Annotated in this window: 19 protein-coding genes; 7 read left to right on the top strand and 12 right to left on the bottom strand. The window is 52.8% G+C overall.

Annotated elements, in window-relative coordinates:
* Positions 1 to 207: 207 nt before the first annotated feature.
* On the bottom strand, positions 208 to 1269 hold the full coding sequence (locus MKJ04_RS09580; protein WP_241641399.1) for a PA0069 family radical SAM protein: 1062 nt from the start codon (positions 1267 to 1269) through the stop codon (positions 208 to 210).
* Between the two features lie 214 nt (positions 1270 to 1483).
* On the opposite strand from MKJ04_RS09580, the gene MKJ04_RS09575 reads away from it, so the two are divergent.
* Entirely contained in the window at positions 1484 to 3013 is a 1530-nt protein-coding gene (locus MKJ04_RS09575) for an FAD-dependent oxidoreductase (RefSeq protein WP_241641398.1), read from the top strand.
* 742 nt (positions 3014 to 3755) lie between these two features.
* On the opposite strand, the gene MKJ04_RS09570 is transcribed toward MKJ04_RS09575, so the two are convergent.
* The 8 genes from MKJ04_RS09570 to MKJ04_RS09535 form a co-directional block, all read right to left on the bottom strand.
* Positions 3756 to 4331, bottom strand: a complete 576-nt coding sequence (locus tag MKJ04_RS09570) for a DUF922 domain-containing protein (RefSeq protein ID WP_241641396.1) — start codon at positions 4329 to 4331, stop codon at positions 3756 to 3758.
* Between the two features lie 83 nt (positions 4332 to 4414).
* Positions 4415 to 5758, bottom strand: a complete 1344-nt coding sequence (locus MKJ04_RS09565) for an MATE family efflux transporter (protein ID WP_241641395.1) — start codon at positions 5756 to 5758, stop codon at positions 4415 to 4417.
* Between the two features lie 196 nt (positions 5759 to 5954).
* A complete protein-coding gene (locus MKJ04_RS09560; RefSeq protein WP_241641394.1) occupies positions 5955 to 7121 on the bottom strand; it encodes a sigma-54-dependent transcriptional regulator in 1167 nt (388 codons plus the stop codon).
* 254 nt (positions 7122 to 7375) lie between these two features.
* Positions 7376 to 7756: a hypothetical protein gene (locus MKJ04_RS09555; protein ID WP_241641393.1), complete on the bottom strand. Its 381-nt coding sequence runs from the start codon at positions 7754 to 7756 to the stop codon at positions 7376 to 7378.
* 310 nt (positions 7757 to 8066) lie between these two features.
* Positions 8067 to 9086 carry an endonuclease/exonuclease/phosphatase family protein gene (locus MKJ04_RS09550; protein WP_241641391.1) on the bottom strand — a complete coding sequence of 340 codons (1020 nt, stop codon included), beginning with the start codon at positions 9084 to 9086 and terminating at the stop codon, positions 8067 to 8069.
* A gap of 255 nt (positions 9087 to 9341) precedes the next feature.
* A complete protein-coding gene (locus MKJ04_RS09545) occupies positions 9342 to 9554 on the bottom strand; it encodes a hypothetical protein (protein ID WP_241641390.1) in 213 nt (70 codons plus the stop codon).
* 248 nt (positions 9555 to 9802) lie between these two features.
* Entirely contained in the window at positions 9803 to 10186 is a 384-nt protein-coding gene (locus MKJ04_RS09540; RefSeq protein ID WP_241641388.1) for a hypothetical protein, read from the bottom strand.
* A 114-nt stretch (positions 10187 to 10300) separates the two neighbouring features.
* Positions 10301 to 10984: a peptide-methionine (S)-S-oxide reductase MsrA gene (locus tag MKJ04_RS09535; protein ID WP_262918069.1), complete on the bottom strand. Its 684-nt coding sequence runs from the start codon at positions 10982 to 10984 to the stop codon at positions 10301 to 10303.
* Positions 10985 to 11092: 108 nt separating this feature from the next.
* Between MKJ04_RS09535 and MKJ04_RS09530 the strand changes: the two genes are divergently transcribed.
* Complete coding sequence (locus MKJ04_RS09530; RefSeq protein ID WP_241641386.1) at positions 11093 to 11341, top strand: hypothetical protein; 249 nt, start codon at positions 11093 to 11095, stop codon at positions 11339 to 11341.
* Positions 11342 to 11382: 41 nt separating this feature from the next.
* Positions 11383 to 12093 (top strand): response regulator transcription factor, encoded by a 711-nt coding sequence (locus tag MKJ04_RS09525; RefSeq protein WP_241641385.1) that lies wholly within the window; start codon positions 11383 to 11385, stop codon positions 12091 to 12093.
* A 133-nt stretch (positions 12094 to 12226) separates the two neighbouring features.
* Here MKJ04_RS09525 and MKJ04_RS22950 read toward each other — a convergent pair whose 3' ends face one another.
* Positions 12227 to 12454 carry a helix-turn-helix transcriptional regulator gene (locus tag MKJ04_RS22950; RefSeq protein ID WP_410896818.1) on the bottom strand — a complete coding sequence of 76 codons (228 nt, stop codon included), beginning with the start codon at positions 12452 to 12454 and terminating at the stop codon, positions 12227 to 12229.
* A gap of 397 nt (positions 12455 to 12851) precedes the next feature.
* Between MKJ04_RS22950 and MKJ04_RS09520 the strand changes: the two genes are divergently transcribed.
* Positions 12852 to 13289: a nucleoside deaminase gene (locus MKJ04_RS09520; RefSeq protein ID WP_241641384.1), complete on the top strand. Its 438-nt coding sequence runs from the start codon at positions 12852 to 12854 to the stop codon at positions 13287 to 13289.
* A 252-nt stretch (positions 13290 to 13541) separates the two neighbouring features.
* A complete protein-coding gene (locus tag MKJ04_RS09515; RefSeq protein WP_241641383.1) occupies positions 13542 to 13979 on the top strand; it encodes an acyl-CoA thioesterase in 438 nt (145 codons plus the stop codon).
* 148 nt (positions 13980 to 14127) lie between these two features.
* Here the strand turns inward: MKJ04_RS09515 and MKJ04_RS09510 are convergent, their stop codons facing one another.
* Positions 14128 to 14598 (bottom strand): DUF4126 family protein, encoded by a 471-nt coding sequence (locus tag MKJ04_RS09510; protein ID WP_241641382.1) that lies wholly within the window; start codon positions 14596 to 14598, stop codon positions 14128 to 14130.
* Positions 14599 to 14990: 392 nt separating this feature from the next.
* On the opposite strand from MKJ04_RS09510, the gene MKJ04_RS09505 reads away from it, so the two are divergent.
* Both MKJ04_RS09505 and MKJ04_RS09500 read left to right on the top strand, forming a co-directional pair.
* Complete coding sequence (locus MKJ04_RS09505) at positions 14991 to 17732, top strand: MFS transporter (protein WP_241641381.1); 2742 nt, start codon at positions 14991 to 14993, stop codon at positions 17730 to 17732.
* Positions 17733 to 17736: 4 nt separating this feature from the next.
* A complete protein-coding gene (locus tag MKJ04_RS09500; protein WP_241641380.1) occupies positions 17737 to 18195 on the top strand; it encodes a Crp/Fnr family transcriptional regulator in 459 nt (152 codons plus the stop codon).
* 24 nt (positions 18196 to 18219) lie between these two features.
* On the opposite strand, the gene pulA is transcribed toward MKJ04_RS09500, so the two are convergent.
* Positions 18220 to 20157, bottom strand: coding sequence for a type I pullulanase (gene pulA, locus MKJ04_RS09495; protein ID WP_241641379.1), 1938 nt, complete (start codon positions 20155 to 20157; stop codon positions 18220 to 18222).
* Positions 20158 to 20319: the final 162 nt, after the last annotated feature.

The raw sequence follows: 20319 nt of genomic DNA, 5'->3' as shown, positions 1-20319 counted from the left end.
ACTAATACTACGTTGTCAGCCCTGGGTTTCAACAGCATTACGCAACCTATGCACTGGGTGCAAGCCTACAGAACCCTGTTTTTCTCAGCTGAAAGCATTTTGGCTTTACTGCGTTGTGACGATACCTGATTTGGCAATGTCGTAAAAAAGGTTGCCGATCACAAAGCGCTTTTCGACAGTCGCGCATACATGGGCAGTTTCCAGAGGCTAAAAGAAACCCAGCTGCTTCCCGACCCGCTGGCAGAAGTGGCTGTAGTCAAACGGCTTTGTGCTGCGCCCGGCCATATACTTGTGTTTGCTCATCCGGAACAATTTGCCAATCGCCTCCGCAAACTTCCCCTCACCGCGCATGCGCGTGCCGAAGCGGCTGTCGTTTAATTGGCCCCCGTGGCAGTCCGCGATCTGGTGAAGCACCTTCTCGGCTTTGTCGGGGTATGCCTGCCTGATCCAGTCCTCAAACAGCGGGCCCACGCTGCCATTCAGCCGGACGATGGTATAGGCGGCATTGCAGGCTCCTGCCGCAGCGGCCTGCTCTATAATGCGCGGTATCTCGGCGTCGTTGAGCCCGGGTATAATCGGGGCTACCATCACGTTTACGGGCAACCCTGCAGCGCTGAGTTGGCGCACCACCTCCAGCCGTTTCGCAGCCGAGGCCGTGCGTGGCTCCAGCTTTTGGCGGAGCTTCTCATCGAGTGTCGTGATGGAGATGTTCACGTGCACCAGGTCCAGTTTGTTCAGCTCCCGCAGCACGTCCAGGTCGCGGAGGATGAGCGCGTTTTTAGTGATGATGCTAACCGGGTGGCGGTATTGCAGCAGCACCTCCAGCAATTGGCGCGTCAGCTTTTTGCGGGCCTCAATCGGCTGGTAGCAGTCTGTGTTCCCGGCCAGCATAATGGGCATCACCTGCCAGTTCTTGCTTTCCAGTTGGCGGGCCAGCGTTTGCGCGGCATTCTCTTTCACAATAATCTTCCGCTCAAAATCCAGCCCAGCCCCGTAGCCCCAGTATTGGTGCGTGTTGCGGGCATAGCAGTATACGCAGCCATGTTCGCAGCCCTGGTAGGGGTTCAACGAGTAACTCAGTCCCAGGTCCGGGCTGTCTACCTTGTTCACGATCTTCTTGGGAAACTCCTTTAGGAAGGTCGTCTTCGAATCCGATAGCATCGGCTCATCCAATCCCTCGACATGCTCGGCCACATACTCCTGTTTGAGGTATGGGTTCGCCGGGTTATACTGGGCTCCGCGCCCCTTTATATATGCTTCTGGTTTCATATGCCGTTTTGCTTTCGCTAATATAGTTAGTTTGCTAATAAATTTAGTTATGTGCGGACGGGTTTATTCCAGGGAAATTGGCGCATGTTGTTCCTTTCAGGTGGGGGATGAGGCATCAGTAACATAAGCCCCGCCGCACCGTAATCCTATGCAGTAGCGTGGCAGCCTGCAAAAGGGCTGTTCCGACGCTGTTAAGTGCTAAAACGAAGATACTATGAAACAGGAATCCGGGGCCACGCTGCCCATCTGGGAAAAAAACATCACCTTACCAAACACCCATGCGCTGCACGAGAACCTGACCTGCGATGTGTGCGTGGTGGGGGCAGGCATCGCGGGCCTAACAACGGCATACCTGCTGGCCAAGGAAGGGAAACGCGTGATCGTGCTGGAGTCGAAGAGCATTGGCGGGGGCGAGACCAGCCGGACCACAGCCCATCTCTCCAACGCCCTGGACGATATGTACTATAACCTGATCAAGCACTTTGGGAAAGACGGCGCGCGCCTGGCGTGCCAGAGCCACGCCCAGGCGATTGACAAAATAGAGGAGATCGCCAAGGATGCCGGTATAGAGTGTGATTTCGACCGGGTGGACGGCTACCTGGTAGCCACGACGGAAGAGGAGGAGGCACTGCTCATGCAGGAGCTGGAGGCGCTGCAACAAATCGGGTGGCATGACGTGGTGCTCCGCAAACAATGCCCTGCGCCATACCTCACAGCCCTGCCCTGCCTGCACTATCCTAACCAGGCCCGCTTCCATGCCATGAAGTACCTGGCTGGGTTGGCAGGGGCTATCCTTGAGAAAGATGGGCAGATTTTTACCAACTCGCATGTGGTGGATTTCAAGCCAGGCGCTGTGTCCACAGTGGTGACGGAGAGCGGCCATGCCGTGTCGGCTAACCATTTGGTGATTGCGACCAACACGCCCGTGACCAACAAAGTAAGTATGCACACCAAGCTCGCCCCATACCGCACCTACGCCATTGGGGTGCAGGTGCCCCAGCGCGACATACCAGATGCCCTGTACTGGGACATGAAGGATCCTTATCATTACGTGCGGCTACAGCGAAACCCTGACGAAGAGGACTATGACATTCTGATTGTGGGCGGAGAAGACCACAAGACGGGCCAGGACCAACACCTGACGAAGCATTTCCAGGAACTGGAACGCTGGACGCGCCTCAAGTTTCCGTCTGCCGGAGAAGTGGTATACCAGTGGTCGGGGCAGGTGTTTGAACCTGTAGACGGGCTGGCGTATATAGGCCGCAATCCGGGTGATCCCAACAACGTGTATATCGCCACCGGAGACTCTGGCCATGGGATGACGCATGGCACCATTGCGGGTATACTGCTCACCGACCTGATCATGGACCGCCAAAACCCATGGACAGCTTTATACGACCCAAGCCGCAGCCCCCTCAAATCGGCCGGGGAGTACTTCAAGCAAAACCTGAACGTGGCGGCGCAGTTCAAGGATTTCGTGACGCCCGGTGAGGTGGAGGACCCGATGCAGGTGATGCCCGGCACTGGGCGCATTATTCGGGACGGGATGACGAAGCTTGCCGTATACTGCGACCAGGATGGCGTGCGGCACAAGCACTCCGCCATTTGCCCGCACCTGGGCTGCGTGGTCAACTGGAACGATGTAGAAAACTCCTGGGACTGCCCTTGCCACGGCTCCCGCTTCGATCCCTTGGGAAAAGTAATTACCGGCCCTGCCAGCGCTGATTTGGATAAAGTGGAATAGCCATTTATTCCGGTATAACCTGCGCCATAATCTGTAGCAGCATACAAAAAAGCTATTGTCCGTTATCAGCGGCAGTAGCTTTTTTGTATGCTGATGTGTTTAATACCATTATCGAATGGATTTAGCTTATTAAAGTATTTTCGTGCAGTGTTTATTACTTGCTGTTACGCCATGCCCTCTTTCGTCCCCCTTTGAAGGTAGGGCCGTTAAGTTCTAACGAAAATTGTCCCCTTGAGGGGACCGCAGGGGTGTAAAGCCAGCAAAAAGTACTTTTCGCAAAGAGTAAACACCCCTCTAACTCCCCTCAAGGGGAGAATTGTTATTTTGGTGTTTTGAAACTTTACGTAAAGGCACACTACCAACTCTTAGAACTTAACAGCCCTACCCTTTGAAGGGGGTTAGGGGGATGACACCCCCTGCGTAGAGTCTACTGTGAAATATTTTAGAAGCTGTTTCTCATCAAGCAAGAGCACGAAAGGTTATTCCGGCCGCCTCTCATCCCCCTGCCCCCTTCTTCGTCGAGGGCCCCTACCCCCAAGGGGGACTTTTACGAACTGTGCGGCTCTCTTGCGTAACGTCAAATTTGACTGTGCAAATTCTAATTGATAGTAGTATAAGCTGCAAGGCTGCCGTTTGATGATACCTGATGGTATACATGTATACCCAGTATGGAAACGCGGCCCAGCAATAGGGGACCTCGGTGAGATAGCACATGTGAATGCTATACATGGTGGGATTACCGTCACTTGTAGGCCTCCAGGGCATGGAGCCGTTTTGTGATATTAGCGGCCCACACGCGTTCCTCAGCTTTGTTCAGGCCATGTGCGCAGGCTGTGTCGAAGGCCTGTTGCGCGGTTTTCCATCTGGCGAAAACATCACGCACTGTTCCTTTCAGCTTCTCCTTTTGGTTGGCGCAATTAAGCTGTGCCAGTTCTTTGCGCAGCTGGCGGGCGTATACCTCCGTCAGGTCGAAGTGCAGTTGTTCGTGCCGGAGCAGTTTGCCGGATCGGGTGTTTTTCGTCCATGAGGCGGTGGGCAGAAAGACGCAGTTCACCTGATACGTGAAACTGTTTTGGGTGCATTTGGTATTCACCGCCAGGTTGGCAGCCGTCAGGGCATGGTGCGGGTTCCCAGCTTCCGGCACCGCTTTAAAGTCGTCCCAGGTCAGGCGCCTGTCCGCCGACCATACCACCTGCTCCATACTTGCCGCTGCGGCAGGCGCGGTAAGCCGGGCATCCCTGGCGGGGAGTTTAGCCGGAAAAAGAAGCGTAAAAAGTATGTCCGTCCAAAGCGACAGAAACAATAAAAGGGTATACATACATCAACACAGCTACAAGTACAACGTTGTGGTCTGGCCAGGCTCACAGGCGTTAACGGGGCAGTGGTCGTGCTTTCTGTGCCTTACCGCTTCATTAGTTGGTTACTCAGCGAACGGAACCGCAGCGTGAGCAGCACCGCCGCGACAGTCAACCCGGTCAGTAACCCTCCCCAGATGCCGGCTACACCAAAATCGGCTTTAAAGCAAAGGTAATAGCCCACCGGCAGGCCAATTCCCCAGTACGCCAGCAACGAGATCAGGCTGGGCACTTTAACGTCCTCCAGGCCGCGCAGCGCCCCAAGGCCCACCACCTGCACCCCGTCCGAGATCTGGAACAGGGCCGCGATGATCAGCAGCGAAGAGGCGATGCGAATCACCTCCGGATCGTCGATGTACAGCATCGGGATCAGCTTGTTGCCAAGCACCATAAGCAGGCCGCTGCCCACCATAAACAGCACGCCCATCACGAGGTTACTAATGCCCGCCATGCGCATCGCCCGGAAGTTGCCCAGGCCTTTCTGGTTGCCTACCCGTATGGTGGCCGCCGCGCCGATGCCGCTGGCCATCATATAGGTAACAGAGGCCACGTTAATCGCGATCTGGTGCGCGGCCAGTTCCTTGGCGCCCAGCCAGCCAATCATCACAGCCGAGAAACTGAAGGCACCCATCTCAAAGATCATCTGCCCCGAGATTGGCAGGCCCAGCTTAAAGATGCGATACATATGAATAAAAGACAAGTGGCGCAGGCGCAGGAAATGCCTGAAAACATCAAACCGTTTTCCGTAGAGCACATAGCCCGCCATCATAATGGCCATCACGATGCGCGAGAGAAGCGTTGCCCAGCCAGCCCCTATCAACCCCATTGGCTCGAAACCCAACTTACCAAAAATCAGGATATAATTGAGCAAAATGTTCAGAGAATTTGCGATGATCGAAATCCACATGGCCTGCTTGGTAAGCGAGAGCCCCTCTGCAAACTGCCGGAATGCCTGAAACACCATCAGCGGCACCATCGACAGGAAAAGAATGCTGATGTAGGGTATGGCCAGCTCAACCACCTGCGGCGGTTGCTTGAGCAGCGTGATGTAGGGCGAAAAAACATACCCCACGATGAAGAGCAGGATGCCCAGCAGCACGTTGGAGACAAGCCCGTTGAGGAGCAGGAGTGAGATGCGGGTATAGTTCCGGCGACCGTCGGCCGCCGCGATCAGGGGCGTGATGCTGTAGGAAACGCCCAGGCCAAACACGAGCGTAATCGTGAAGATACTGTTGCCCAGCGAGGCTGCGGCCAGTGGCAGCGTGCCAATCTGGCCCACCATCAGGCTATCGAAAACGCTTACCATGATATGGCCCAACTGGCTAAGCACCACCGGGAAGGCAAGCGTAAAATTCCGTGAAAAATGCTGTTTATAGGTAAAGCTGTCCATTGTAAGCTACACTCAGGTAATTAGCCCGCAAAAGTACTGTTTTTCTTCGGATGAAGGCCTGATTAATCAGCTGTGCGCTGTTTGGAGAAGAGGCAGCAACGCACCCAGACAAATCAATTGGTATAAACGAAAACCACCCGCTGCAGCCAGAAGGAGCAGCGGGTGGTTTTAGCGCAGTATAAAAAAACTAACCTGCTTACGTCGTGATGGGCCGGGCGTAGGCCTGGGCGTCTTCAAGTGTAATTTCCTGCCCGCTCATGATCACCAGGCGCTCCACCACGTTGCGGAGTTCCCGGACGTTGCCGCGCCAGTCCAGCTCCTGCAGAAACTTGATGGCGGCAGGAGTGATGCTCTTGGGCTTGTTGCCGTAGTCGCTGGCAATGTCGTTGAGGAACTTCTGCACCAGGTCGGGGATGTCCTCGCGGCGGTCGTTGAGGGGGGGCACGTGGATCAGAATCACCCCAAGGCGGTGGTATAAATCTTCCCGAAACGTCTTTGCCTCAATCTCCTCCATCAGGTTTTTGTTGGTGGCGGCCACCACGCGCACATCCACTTTTATGTCTTTGTCGCCGCCCACACGCGTGATCTTGTGCTCCTGCAGGGCGCGCAGCACCTTCGCCTGCGCCGAAAGGCTCATGTCGCCCACCTCGTCCAGGAAAAGGGTGCCCCCGTTGGCCTGCTCAAACTTCCCGATTCTCTGTTTCACGGCCGAGGTGAAAGAGCCTTTCTCGTGCCCAAACAACTCGCTCTCGATCAGCTCGCTTGGGATAGCGGCACAGTTTACCTCTATGAGCGGGCCATTGTTGCGGTTGCTGTTTTCATGTATGGCGCGCGCCACCAGCTCTTTCCCGGAACCGTTGGGGCCGGTGATTAGCACGCGGGCATCGGTTGGGGCCACCTTCTCTATGGCGCCCTTCACGCGCGACAGGGCAACGGAGCTCCCCACCATCTCATACGTCTTCGAGATTTTCTTTTTCAGGATTTTCGTTTCCGTCACCAGGCTCGACTTGTCGAGGGCATTGCGGACGGTCACCAGCAACCGGTTCAGATCGGGTGGCTTCTGCAGAAAGTCGTAAGCGCCTTTCTTGGTGGCCTCCACTGCGGTGTCGATGGTGCCGTGGGCGGATATCATGATGAAAGGGGAGTCGGGGGAGATTTTCATGGCCTTCTCCAGCACCTCGATCCCGTCCATGCCGGGCATCTTGATATCGCACAGCACGGCATCATACTTCGTTTTGCTGATCAGCTCCAGCGCTTTCTCGCCGTCTTCGGCCTCATCCACTGCGTAATCCTCAAACTCCAGAATTTCTTTCAGGGTGCTTCGGATAGCCCGCTCGTCATCTATAATTAATACTTTGGGCATAGGTATAGGTATGTTATCAGGATAAGTATAGGGATAAATCCTCCGCTTGTCAAGGCGGTTGAAGGGTTTTACGCAAAAGCGCCTATCCCGATACAATACGGATCAGCCTGCAGCTCCCCGACAGCCCAGCAGGCGCTGATGATACATGTGTTTCTTTAAAAATTTAGCCAGGGATACAGGGAATAGGGGGAGGGGCGCCAGGTGAAATCTCTTCTTTGCCTAAGCGAAAATTCTTTAATGGAGGATATGTTTACCTAATTTACCGGGACGGCGGGTTGCGCCACTGCAGGCTTATGCGACTCAAAGTGCGGTTTTTCTTTTTCGTAAATCAGCAAGTAGTCACACGGCACGCCGCTGAGGGCGTTGGCCAGCCCCAGCGCGGAGCCGAGTGAAGCCTTTGCCGTGTCGCAAAGCTTGCTTGAGGATTGGTTGCTGTAATTCCAGTATAGCTTTTGCCCGTTCTGCTGGATTTGCTTCACATAAGCAGCACCTTCCTGTTCTTCTATTTCCTCCAGGGCCACTGTATAGGCTACCTGTATTCCCCTTACCTTTAATAATGCTGTTGCCCGGTCTGTTTCCTGCAGGCTCCGGAAAGCCAGCAACATATACCCGGTTTGTAAATCAATGCACTCCATACTATAAGAATTAGTAAATGATAAAATTTTGATATACTGTGCGTTAGCCGAAGGCATAGTACTCTAAACGTTCCCTGTAAGTTGTCTTTAATTTCTGTTTCTTAGCCTGGCCTCCCTCTATGTGCTTTAAATGCAGTCTTTAAATTGTGAACATGGGGTGCTGAGGCGCAACCGGCCTGACGACCGATTTGATGCAAAAATAAAAAGAGGAACGGCTTGGGTAAGTTATACTTCTGGCAAAGTAATCATTTGCAAAGGTAGGCTTATTATAATACGTGATGACTGTGTTTCTCGATAATCTTGAAATTATTTAGTGAATCGCTGCCGCTTCCTGTTTTAGCGTGAGCACCACCAGAATAGGGAAGTGGTCGGAGCCGACTTTAGGAAGCTGTTCGAGGCGCAGCACCTCAAACTCCTCAGAGACATAGGCATGGTCCAGGGGCCAGCGAAGTATGGGGGATGTGGCATCGAATGAATTGTAGAGCCCTCTGCCGATGCGCACATCGCCCAGCCTGCTGCTTGTGCCAAACAGCCGTGAGGTATTAGACCACGCCACATCATTGAAGTCGCCGGCCACAACGGTGGGTATCTTGCGCTTTGCCACCATCTGGCCGACTTTCAGCAGTTCCTCTTCCTTCTGCCCCACATTGTCGGGGTGCTTGCTGGGCTTAGGCGGAACAGGGTGTACGGCATGCAACAGAAAGGAAGTGCCGTTAGGCAGTGTGACGGTGGTATGTATGGAGGGCACGCGCTCCTGGCTCAGAAATTTAACCTCGGTCTGGGAAAGGGGCAGTTTAGAATACAGCGCCATACCATAGGTGTTGTCGAGGGGATGCAGCACGGTGTAGGGGTAGCGTTTCTCGATCGGGCGGAGCTTGCTGACCCACCAGGCGTCAGTTTCCATGAACAGCACAATGTCCGGATTAGCCGCAGTAACCGCCTGCAGCATCGCGGTATCGTTTCGGTTCTTCATCAGCACGTTGGCCAGCAGCACGCTGAAGCTCCTGTTCTTTTGCACCTCTGAGGCATTCGCAGTGGCCACCGCATTTGCAGCCAGCGGGGTATAGGGCCACACAAAATAGCCTTGTAAGACGATAGCCGTCACCAGGCCGGTTGTAAACAGCCACGCCGCTGTACGCCACAGCCGGTTGACGGACGCAAAGGCCACAAGGCAGAATACAAGACCTACCAAAACCTGCACCCGAGGGAAATCCAGGGCCTTGAGATACCAGTACCGCACATCATATATGAGAGACAGGAGCGTGATCAGGATAAGCAGCGTGCCCAATACCAGGGCAATGTAGTAAATACTTTTTTTGAAAATCAACATGTTCCGTTTAAACGCATCCGCTGCAATTTGGTATATGATGTAACGCTTCAGGAGGGGTAGTTTGGCTTTAATCAGTGAGTAGGCGAGGTGTGTAGTGCTGCTACTTGGGCAGCATGCTATCGCCCGGAATCACACTATTCGGAAGTATGAGTACGCACAAGTGGAAATAAAAAGGGGATCGCCTGAGGGTTGATCAGGCGATCCCCTTTTCTGGAGGATGCGGTTTACTTTACAATCAGGCGTTAGCGATTAGTGCTATTCGTCATGGTCCGCATCCACAGTTTTTGTGCGTGTGGTGGTATCGTACTCTACCACAGTCTCGGTTACCTCATACTCTGTGGCAACTGAATCACGGTCAACAACCACCTTGTTGTCTTGAACCGTCGCATCCGATCTCTCTGTGCTTTCACAAGCTGCAAGGCCTGCAAATCCGAGCAGAAGAGCACATCCTAAAACAATCTTTTTCATAGTAAAGAATTTATGTTCATATATAATTTCAAATTACCTCGCTCTGCGCGCATACACACTAGGGTATGGATAATGGCGTAACGAAGTCATTTTAGCCTATCGCACAAAAACTTTATTTAACTTCTGCGCAATGTACGCTTAGTACGTGGAATAATCAGAAAGGTATATATCCAAACGGGCTGCCGCGGGAGATTGGCCCCGATGCTGCTGTTTAGATGCCCCACCATAACGGCTTGTCAGCCGGAATGTCAGCGTTCGGATTCAATGGAAGCCGCTCTCGCTTTCGAGGCCTGATTTTCGGCTTTGGCTCTGGCCTGTTGTGCTTTCTGTTCCATTTTATAGGCTTTCTTTGCCTCCTTTGCTGCGTTGGAGGCTTCCTTGTCGCGGCGTTTGGCCTCTTTGTAGTTTGCCTGTGCCGACTTCAGTTCAGCCTCAGCCACCTTCAGCGACTTTCGGGTTTCAGAGGCTCTTAGGTCGTGCACCTTAAACATGGAGTCAGCCTTAATGAGGCGTTTTTGATTTACTTGCTCCTGCAGGTTAGACGGTAGCTGCCTGGCAGCCTGCGCGTTAGCCTGAGGAGCACTTAGCCCCACAAGCAGGAAAATAAACAGAGGTAGGTATAAGTTTTTCATATACCTATATACGGATTTGTAGCAAGAGTAGGTATATCCTGTGTTACAGAAGAGGATCTGTATCGTACAGGCTAGTCATACATCTCATATGAATAAGGGTATGCATGTGCTGTGTTACGGTGAAGTTGCTTTCTGTACCGACGCTACATGGTGGCAGAGCATCTGGCGGGCCTCCGGAGAGAGGCCCAGGAGGATTATTTCTTTCTCTAACTGCTCACGACTGCCATACCCTGCCAGGTACCCGTTTACGCGAGCAGCGGCGGTGGAGTGTAAAATGCCCTCCCAGCCCCGGTACATTTGCCAGAAAGCGTCGAAAAGCGCCTTGTGCCGCTGCAGCCTGTATTTCTGATGACGGTCTTCAGCGAGGTAAAACGCGGAGGCTGGCATCACCAGGGTATAACGCCAGTCCGCTGCCTGCTGGGTGTGTTGTGCTGCAAAGTCCTGGGTTGCTCTCAGCTGGGCGGGGGTATGATAGAACACAGCCGAAGAATATTGCCTTTTATACGGAGGGCGGGCGGCAATGTGCTGATGATAGAAACGCTGGAGCAACTGCGAGAAAGTTATTTGCGAAGGGTCAAAATCGAGTTGCACTGCCTCCATGTGTTCGCCCAGGGTATGATAAGTGGGATTAAGCTTTGTGCCGCCCGTATAGCCGGCGCGCGTACGCACCACGCCTTCGATGCTGCCAAAAAATGCCTCCACACCCCAAAAGCAGCCCATAGCAAAAGTAGCGGTTTCTAAAACGTGCGGGTGCGCTTTATCTAGCGTAGGAATAGACGAATTAGCGGAATGATCCATGTTTCTATACTACGAAGCCAGCTCTAGGAGGGTCTTAAAATTGGTCCTTTAGCATGAGGCATCTTCCCGTTCACTTAATTTCTTCTAACCTGTTTTCTGCTACAGTGTATGAAACGCTTTCTGCCTCCTGTATTATATAAGTTGGCGACCCTGTTGCACATTACTTCCGAACGTCAGACCGATATTGACTTGGAATATAGTTTAAATACCCATTTAATGAAGACCTTGAAATTTGTTTGGCAAATGGAGGGGTGCATTTTCAAAGCGATACGAACAGGAGTTTCTTTGGAAGGGATAAGTGAACGTGGCATTGCAAATGCGGCTAAAAAAGATGAAATTAAGGAAGTGCTTTCTTGACTCTGCTGAAAATAGTTGTGTATTTCTCTTAAGCCAAACTTATGAAAACACCGCACAAACAACCTGCCGTGCCTTCTGCACCCCAGCAAGAACAAAAAATCAAGGACAAAATCGGCAGCATCGCCGCCGTGGCAGATGATTTGCCCATTGTCTTGATCATCCATAACTTTCAGAAAGAGATGGCCGTGGAGTATATCTCCAGGCGAGGGGAGATTGAGCTTGGCACGACGCTGAAAAAAATCAGACAGATGGGGCCTGCTTATAATACCGAATTCTTTAATCCGGAGGATGCCAAAGAGTATGTACCAAAAATCATCGAGATGCTCGAGCACAACGATGACAACGAGATTGTCTCCTTTTTCCAGCAGGTGCGCACTAAAAAGGGCCATCCCTGGACGTGGCACTTCAGCACCATTAAAATACTGATGCGGGATGATACCGGAGCGCCCTTGCTGTCGGTAACGACAGCCTTTCCGATTGAGCCGCTGCACCATGTCACGTCGAAAGTGTCTCGGCTGCTGGAGGAAAATAACTTTCTGAGAAAAAACTACAGCCTTTTCAGCCGCCTGTCTGACCGGGAAAAGGAGGTGCTCCGGTTGATGGCCTTGGGGCAAACTGCAGCAGAGTCGGCCGAGGCGCTATCCATATCCGTGACTACGATTGAAACCCATCGGCGCAATATAAAAGCCAAGCTTGCTACCACCTCTTTTTACGAACTGACGCAATATGCCCGGTCTTTCGACCTGATCTGAATCCTGCCATAGCATAAGTGACTGAATCGGGAGCAGGTGCTTTTCCAATGCTTTACTTGCATGAAGGAATCAGTTTGATATTGGCTGCCGCACCCATGGAAAGCGCATATCCATACCTTTAAGATGCGGATTCCTATATCAAAAAACCCTTCAGGTAGGCCCAACTGATCAGTTCATACACATGCCGCAGGCCTTGCTGTTGCTTCATAATATACAATTGCTGCAATACAGACCGGGTAGTCAAGCCTGTTTTATCTGCTATTTGAGCGGGGGTATACCCATCCGCGAAATAAGCTATAATAGCGCATTCTCTACTGCTAAGTAATGGGAAGGGCTCAGGGTTAGTAGTGCCTATTTTCATAATGGTAGCCTAAAGGTTCGGTGTGATTAAAAGCCAACTTATGGTTTAACCAATAATCAAATATCCAAAAACAAGCCGTAAAGGGCAATACTCATTTTTGATGATTTTTAGACTTTCTTATTGATAATGATGCGATTACATAAAATCGTGAGGTGATATGAGGTTATATCATGTTTAGTCGGCAGTAAAAAACACGCTTTTCAGCGTTTAAATACCATAGGCGGGGATTGTATAAGATAAAGACAAATGTTAAGTTTAGCGCATGTTTAAAATTCATCCTTTTGGCTGCAAAATATTGATCAAGGGATCTGCCTTCGCGTTTTTGGCTTCCAAAAGCGAAATGCAAACAAGCGCTTAAGCATTTAAGCATAGACCACAGAGGAATCAAATCAATAGTATGGACAAATTTATGAAAGTGGCCTTTGAAGAGGCGCAGCGGGGGTATGACGAGGGGGGGATACCTATTGGCTCAGTGCTGATGCATCAAGGCAAGATACTTGGGCAGGGACACAACACGCGGGTGCAGAAAGGCAGTGTGGTGCTGCATGGCGAAATGCAAGCCCTGGAAAACGCAGGAAGGCAACCAGCAGCTGTGTACCAGGATTGCACGCTTTATACCACTTTGTCTCCTTGCCCGATGTGCTCCGGTGCCATTTTGCTATATGGCATCCCCAGGGTGGTCGTGGCCGAAAACAAGACGTTTATGGGAGAAGAGGCTTTGCTTCGCGAGAGAGGGGTAGAGGTGACCGTGACAGACGATGCGGCGTGCTACGAACTGATGCAAAAATTTATCCGGGAGCAGCCTGCCGTTTGGAACGAGGACATAGGTGTTTAGGGAATACGTGACGATAATTTGTCGCACCCATTGCGGCATGTATATTGCTGGCAGTATAACGAAAGAAAGTCATAATAACACTTGTGGCTAATTGTAGCTTATTAGTGGAGACTAATCGCTACATTTTTAGTGGATTATCCTATATTTGAAGTGAAGATGAGGCAAGAGGGGAAAAGCCGCATCTTATTTTAATGGCTATCGGCATCTTCCTGGCCGGTAACCGTGAACTGAACACCATAACCAACCAATACCATGAATAACATTTACGAGGGGAAAGTGATGTGGTCTCACCTGGACATCAACATGCACATGCGTCACTCTGCCTACGCCGACTTTGCAGCACAAGCGCGTATCGCTGTCTTAGACAGCCTGGGGCTTAACTTCGCTGTTTTTCAGGAATTAAAGGTAGGGCCTATCCTGTTTCGGGAAGAACTGGTGTACCTCCGCGAGGTAGGGATTAACGAAAACATTAAAGTAACCATAGAGCTTTTTAAAAGCCGCCCGGATGGCTCACGTTGGTCTATCCGGCACATTGTGTACCGCGAGGACGGGATCAGGGCCGCCGTTGTGACAGTGGACGGTGCCTGGCTGGATGTTGAGAAACGAAAACTTACCGTGTTGCCGCAGGATCTGGTGCTTAAGTTCAGTAACCTGCCCAAAAGCATCGATTACGAAGAGATGCCCGCCTAAGGCATTGCATCCATATATCCTTTTTTAGGCTGTCTGCAACTCCTGTGTGCAGTGCCTGTAGAAAACAAAAATCCCCTTCCGGATTGAATACTTTCGTTAAACCGAGAGCTATTTAATCCGGAAAGGGGATTTTTTATGAAACCCACTCTTACAGTTGTGCCGCTTTCAGGCCGCCGCCAACTACCAGCGCGTCTTCCAGGGCACCCAGAATCGGGTCAGCCAGGCTCGTGTGCTCACTTAGATACTTGCGCAGGTAAAAGCTGGCAAATGTGGCCCCTATGGCAGCCGTAGCCCCAACAAAAGCGCCATGCAACCCTTTTCCGTCGTGCATGAGGTATACCGCAGCTCCCACCAAAGCACCGGAAGCACCGCGTACAACCAGACTTGGCGCAGCTATACGGTCTGGTGCGCTCGGTAATTTATCTCCCACCAACTCGCCGCCGGCAAGTCCTTTCAGGAGCAGGGCCACATTTTCATTGCCCAATAGTCGCAAAGGCGTGTGCTTTAACGGGCTGTTTTTGTCTTTACATACAAAGTGGCTGACAAGCGTCGGCCCCGCCATCGAGCGCATACCCGAAAAGGCACCCAAGGCCATGGTTTTATACAGTATTTTTTTCATAGCAAATAAATTTTGACTGTTTTGTACGCAACTGTCAGAGGGATAGCTGCAATTTTTAATTCACAGCCAACACGTTCAGTGAGCCTTTCTTTTATCCAATCCAGTATAATTTTCGCTTCGATATGACAACTCGCTAAACATGGATTAAGCGTTGGAGGTATAGGTTCCGGCATGATGGCTTGCTCAACAGCTGGATGCTAATTTCAGCGCAAATGCTTCTTTATCAGCCAACAGCGTATGAGTTATTTTGGCCAAAGCAGCACGTGGGTGCAACATTTTATTTGAATAGTGTAGTATCTACTAAGAGTATGATTGAGTGTAACTGAACGCTCCAAAGCCAGGAATAGACCCTTTGGCGTGCCAGATCCTTTTGCCAGATAGACACAAAGCTTATGAGAAGACGCATAAACCAGTTGCTCAATATAAAGCCAAGCGAGGAAAAGCTGGTCAGTCACCTCTTTCTGGTGCAGTATTTTCTGGGTGTCGGCACCGCTTTCCTGTTCACCAGCTCGCTCACTCTTATTCTCTCTTCCTACCCCGTCACTGTTTTCCCGAGGGTATATATCCTGGCAGCAGGCTTTCTGTTTGTGGCCAATCTACTCTACAGCCGTCTGGAGAAACGGCTCGCTTCCGATAAGCTTCTCTATGTGGTAGTGGCTTTTTCGGCGGTGTCTTTGCTGGTGCACTGGGTAACCCTCACGTTCTTTTCCTCTGAGGGACTCCCCCTGTTGCTTGCCGTCTGGAACATGGTGGTGTACATGCTGGTCGGGTATGCTTTCTGGGGTATGGCGGCCATTTTGTTTAATGTGCGGGAGAGCAAGCGGCTTTTTTCCATCGTGGGGGCGGGCGATATACCTGCCAAGATGCTGGGCTATTTCTCTGTTACAGCCCTTGTGCCTTTTATCGGAGTGGTCAATCTGCTCTGGGTTTCCATTCTGTCTTTTGTCGTGGTGCTGGTGCTGTTGCGCAGGTTCAACTACAAAGACAGAATGATAGCGCTACACCACATGGCCTCCCACGCACCCGACAAAGCTTCGCGGCAGCCAGTGGTGAAGCGCTACTTCCACAATCGCCTCATTCTATACATCGCTTTCTGGTCTTTGCTGGCCTATACCATCTATGCCTTTATCGATTTTACCTTCCTGTCGGAGATAAAGCGTCGCTATACCACCGACCATGAGCTGGCCACTTTCATCGCGGTGTTCTTTGCCTTTGGGCGGCTGCTTGCCCTGGGGTTTAAAGTCCTTTTCAGCAGTCGGGTAATCGCTCGGCTGGGGCTTGCGAACTGCCTGCTGATTGCCCCTGCGCTGATGCTGACCGTTGTCGGCTTTATCCTGCTGTCAGACGGCACGCTCGAAATGCACCTGTATGCCTTTGGGGTGATGGTGCTTTTATCTGAGATTCTGCGGTCCACGCTGCAGGAGCCGGTGTTTTTTGTGCTGTTTCAGCCGCTCCACCCGCACAGTCGCCTCAAAGGGCATTTAATCGCGAAAGGGTATACGCTGCCTTTCGCGCTTTTCTTTGTGGGTGTTTTTCTGATCGTTTACCTGCAGTATTTCGGGCACGAGCACCTGGCCATACCCCTCGTGAGCCAGTTGCTGTTTTTTATGATTCTGGGGTGGGGGGCGAGTGTCTTTTTGGTGCGGCGCGCCTACCGGCGCACGCTGGAGAGCGTGATCCGGAGAGGGTATTTTACGGGCAGCGAGCTGTTTCTGCACCAGCAGTCTGTAAAAGAGGTGTTGGTGGAGAAAGTGAAAAGCAAAGACCCGAAGGTGGCCATCCATGCGCTGCACCTGCTGGAGCAGTCGGGGTATGCGGAGTTGCCTGCGCTGCTGCTCCGGCAACTGCAGCACGGCGCGCGCGAGCTTCGGGAGTACGCGGTCCTTCGCATATTGGAGCTAAACCTCAAGAGCGCACTGCCTTCCCTTCGGGAGCAACTGCTGCAGGAGACCGACGAAATGGTGCAGGCCCTGCTGACAAAAGCTGTTTACCAGTTTGAGCCTGTCGGCTTAGCCGAAGACACTGCCGCGATGCACACCCTGAGCAAGGAAAACAAAAAAGCGGCCCTCACCGGGCTCCTGTCTCGCCGTGAAAACGCCGCTGACGCAGTCGTGGCGAGAGAGCTGCTCCGCATGGCCCATGGCAGCGACACAGCCGACAAACTGGCCGCCATTGAGATTGTGGCCGACACCCAGCGCGGCGACTACGAGAAAGTGCTCGAGACCCTGCTCCACGACGAAACACCGGCTGTGTATAAAAAGGCCCTTGAGGGGGTGGGCAAGGTTAGGGATCTGCACCTGCTGGAGCAGGCGGTTCAGGTAGGGCTGGGCCGCAAAGCTGCGGCTACGCTGCAAAAGGCACTACTGCTTTACGGCGACCCTGTGTTTGCCGCACCTCAAATCAGGCAAGGCGCTTTGTCCAAAGCCCTTGTGTCGGTGCTGATTAAAGTGGCTTCCAAAACGAGCGGAAACTATTCGACAGGCTTTCTGGAGCGGCTTGTACAGGAAAACCACGAAGACCTGCCCGAAATACTGGATGCCCTGTGGCAGAAAAAAACCGGCGTATCAGGGGCTACACAGCGCTTGCTCAAGAAACGCATCTTGCACCTGCTGCGGCAGAGCCAGCTCAAAGCGAGCTATTACCTGCAATTAGTGGCGCACGACACCGTAAAACCTCTTCAGGAAGCTGTGTGCTCCGAGATCCGCCAGGATATCCAGACCCTGTGCAAGGGCCTGGCCCTGGTATACGACCGCAAACGGATTGAACGGGTGATGGAGCTCTACACGCAGGGAAACGACGCGAAAGTGTACAACGCGATTGAAATGCTGGAGCTGGTGATCCCGCAAAAGTACTTTACCGGGCTTAACATGTTGATGGAGTTGGAGCAGGACATCGGCAAAGGGCAGGTATACCGGTACCAACAGCGGGAAATGTCGGCCGGAGAAATTATAGAAGAGATACTGGTGCAGAACAAGGCAGGCTTTCGGGGATGGACAAAGTCGGTGGCCTGCTACATGATCCCGCGACTACAGAGCGGGGGCTTCCCCGTGCAGGCCCTGGCACCTGCGGCAGGGCCGGAAGACCCGCTGTTTCAGGAAACCAGGGAGTATGTTTTGGCTACGCTAAACGAATAAGACGATGCTACTGATTGAGAAAGTACTTATACTGCATTCTACCGACATATTCCGGAACACGCCGGAGCAGGAACTGGTGGGGCTTGCCGGGATATTGGAGGAGGTGTATCTGGAGGCCGACACAAGCCTGTTTGCCAAGGGAGACAAAGGAACCTGCATGTATTTTATATACAAAGGCAGCATACGGGTGCACGATGGCGATCATACCCTCGCGGTGTTGGAAGATAACGACATTGTGGGCGAGCTCTCGGTGCTGGACGCCGAAAGCCGGTCTGCCAGCGCTACCTCCATGGAGGAAACCGTGCTACTGAAACTGGAGCAGGAGCCCTTCTACGAAATCATGATGAACAACGTGGAAGTGCTGCGAGGCATCTTAAAAACCCTTTGCCGCCGTCTCCGCATCATGGACGACAAAAGCGTGTCATCCCAAAAAGCGACCTTCCCCAGCATGCCATCCTTATAGCTAATAGCTAACACGCGGCCATACCTAGTCTTCCTGAAAAAGCAGCAACATCGACAGGCCTTGCATCAAAACGGGGCCGTGCACCTGTTGCATCCCTTCCGCATGCACGGACCTGCCTGCCACCGCCACCTGCCATGTCCCCTCCAGCTCGACGCGTACCTGCGTTTTGTTCGCATTGTAAAAAATAGCGATGTTTTTCCAGCTGTCGCTGTTCGCGTGGCCCTCGATGTAGTACCCCACAAAGCCAGGCGCTGACGGAACAAAGCGCAGGTGCTCGGCCACCATGCTTGTGGTGGGCATCCGGAACGCCGGATGGGCTTTCCGGAGGGCGATCAGGGCGGTATAATAGCCAAAAACATCCGGATGCGCGGTCTTCCAGGCCCAGTCGATTTGGTTGATATAGTCCGGGAGGTTGTAGCTGTTGTGCTCGCCCCGCTTGGTGCGCAGCATTTCCTCGCCAGCCATCAGGAAAGGGATGCCCTGCGACGTGAGCACGACAGCGTTGGCCAGCAGGTGCATGCTGATGATATCGGTTTCCGGTTCTTTTTCGGTGGAGGCCTTCAGTTTGTCGTATAGCGTCTGGTTGTCGTGGCACGCCACATAGGAAACCGCCTGCCAGGGAGCCCCTGCCCAGGGACTTTTGTCGGCGTGCACCCCGGGGTGCCGGATACTGCCGACAACGCCATACTTTATCCGTTCCTCCATACCCCGGGCGCCACTCACAAAGCCTTTGTCACGGGCATCAAACACAGAGCCTTTCAACCCGTCCCGGAGCATGTCGCTGAATGCCGCAATCTGCCTCATTTTATACGTGTTAGCCTTGATGGCCCGCTCCTCCTCGGGCAGCGGGCTCGCTCCCGCCGTCCAGCCCTCCCCATACAGCAGGATGTCGGGCCTCACGCGACGGAGCGTGTCAGAAAGCTGGTTCATGGTCTCCAGGTCATGGATGCCCATCAGGTCGAAGCGGAACCCGTCGATGTGGTATTCCTGTACCCAGAACAGGCACGACTCGATGATGAACTTGCGCATCATGGTGCGCTCGCTGGCCGTCTCGTTGCCGCAGCCCGAGGCGTCGGACCAGCCGCCGCTGCCTGTATGCCGGTAGTAGTAGCCCGGCACCTCCAGGTTAAAGTTGGAGTCGTCGGTGGTACCCGTGTGGTTGTACACCACATCCATAATCACACCCAGCCCGCTCTGATGCAAGCCCTGCACCATGGCCTTAAACTCCCGGATGCGGACAGGCGCGTGGTATGGGTCGGAGGAGTATGAGCCTTCGGGCACATTGTAGTTCAGCGGATCGTAACCCCAGTTGTATTGCTGCCGCTCCAGGGCGGACTCGTCGATAGAGCAGAAATCGAACACGGGCAACAAATGCACATGCGTGATGCCAAGTTCTTTCATATGGTCGAGGCCGGTAGCCAGCCCCTCGGCGTTGCGCGTGCCTGCCTCCACCAATCCAAGGTACTTGCCGGGCGTCCGGTTGCCGGCATTTTTGCATATGGTCAGGTCCCGCACGTGCACCTCATACAGCACAGCATCATTGGGGGAGGCGAGGGCAGGGCCGCTGTCCGTCTCCCAACCGTCCGGGTTTGTGGAAGCCAGGTCCAGCACCATCGCGCGCTTGCCGTTAACCCCGACCGCGGTGGCGTAAATGCCGGGCGTTTCCTCTAGCCATACCCCGTTCACTTTTGTCTGGTAAGTATAATAGAGGCCCTGCAAGTCTTTGGTGAGGTATAACTGCCAGAGCCCCGCCTTCTTTTCTGCCATCATGAACCTGTCCAGCAAGGACCCGCCGTCGCCTTCAGCATAAAAATTAACGGCGACCTCCGTGGCCACCGGTGACCACAGCTTAAACGCGGTGCCTGCAGGCGTATAGCTGGTCCAAAGGTTTTCATCCGGGTATACAGGATAGTCGTCGTAACCTTTCAGGGGCTTCGGTGTTGCAGTGGGGGAGATGCTCATATGGAAGAGAGGTATGGATTGGATTTATGCATTTTCGGATTTACGAATTCAGGCAGATTGAAGGCAAGCCATCGTGAAGTCTTTCATCCGTTAGCAAGAAATAAGCGTGATTCTCGATTTGTATGGCATTGACAGAGGTCTTGAGGCAACCGCGTTTTGCGG

Origin of the sequence: Pontibacter sp. E15-1 (assembly GCF_022601975.1) — a bacterium.
Lineage (GTDB): Bacteria > Bacteroidota > Bacteroidia > Cytophagales > Hymenobacteraceae > Pontibacter.
This window is presented reverse-complemented; position numbering and strand designations above follow the sequence as displayed.

Coding starts and splice junctions, on each gene's coding strand:
- MKJ04_RS09580 (WP_241641399.1), bottom strand. CDS start 1,269: ATGAAACCAGAAGCATATATAAAGGGGCGCGGAGCCCAGTATAACCCG.
- MKJ04_RS09575 (WP_241641398.1), top strand. CDS start 1,484: ATGAAACAGGAATCCGGGGCCACGCTGCCCATCTGGGAAAAAAACATC.
- MKJ04_RS09570 (WP_241641396.1), bottom strand. CDS start 4,331: ATGTATACCCTTTTATTGTTTCTGTCGCTTTGGACGGACATACTTTTT.
- MKJ04_RS09565 (WP_241641395.1), bottom strand. CDS start 5,758: ATGGACAGCTTTACCTATAAACAGCATTTTTCACGGAATTTTACGCTT.
- MKJ04_RS09560 (WP_241641394.1), bottom strand. CDS start 7,121: ATGCCCAAAGTATTAATTATAGATGACGAGCGGGCTATCCGAAGCACC.
- MKJ04_RS09555 (WP_241641393.1), bottom strand. CDS start 7,756: ATGGAGTGCATTGATTTACAAACCGGGTATATGTTGCTGGCTTTCCGG.
- MKJ04_RS09550 (WP_241641391.1), bottom strand. CDS start 9,086: ATGTTGATTTTCAAAAAAAGTATTTACTACATTGCCCTGGTATTGGGC.
- MKJ04_RS09545 (WP_241641390.1), bottom strand. CDS start 9,554: ATGAAAAAGATTGTTTTAGGATGTGCTCTTCTGCTCGGATTTGCAGGC.
- MKJ04_RS09540 (WP_241641388.1), bottom strand. CDS start 10,186: ATGAAAAACTTATACCTACCTCTGTTTATTTTCCTGCTTGTGGGGCTA.
- MKJ04_RS09535 (WP_262918069.1), bottom strand. CDS start 10,984: ATGGATCATTCCGCTAATTCGTCTATTCCTACGCTAGATAAAGCGCAC.
- MKJ04_RS09530 (WP_241641386.1), top strand. CDS start 11,093: ATGAAACGCTTTCTGCCTCCTGTATTATATAAGTTGGCGACCCTGTTG.
- MKJ04_RS09525 (WP_241641385.1), top strand. CDS start 11,383: ATGAAAACACCGCACAAACAACCTGCCGTGCCTTCTGCACCCCAGCAA.
- MKJ04_RS22950 (WP_410896818.1), bottom strand. CDS start 12,454: ATGAAAATAGGCACTACTAACCCTGAGCCCTTCCCATTACTTAGCAGT.
- MKJ04_RS09520 (WP_241641384.1), top strand. CDS start 12,852: ATGGACAAATTTATGAAAGTGGCCTTTGAAGAGGCGCAGCGGGGGTAT.
- MKJ04_RS09515 (WP_241641383.1), top strand. CDS start 13,542: ATGAATAACATTTACGAGGGGAAAGTGATGTGGTCTCACCTGGACATC.
- MKJ04_RS09510 (WP_241641382.1), bottom strand. CDS start 14,598: ATGAAAAAAATACTGTATAAAACCATGGCCTTGGGTGCCTTTTCGGGT.
- MKJ04_RS09505 (WP_241641381.1), top strand. CDS start 14,991: ATGAGAAGACGCATAAACCAGTTGCTCAATATAAAGCCAAGCGAGGAA.
- MKJ04_RS09500 (WP_241641380.1), top strand. CDS start 17,737: ATGCTACTGATTGAGAAAGTACTTATACTGCATTCTACCGACATATTC.
- pulA (WP_241641379.1), bottom strand. CDS start 20,157: ATGAGCATCTCCCCCACTGCAACACCGAAGCCCCTGAAAGGTTACGAC.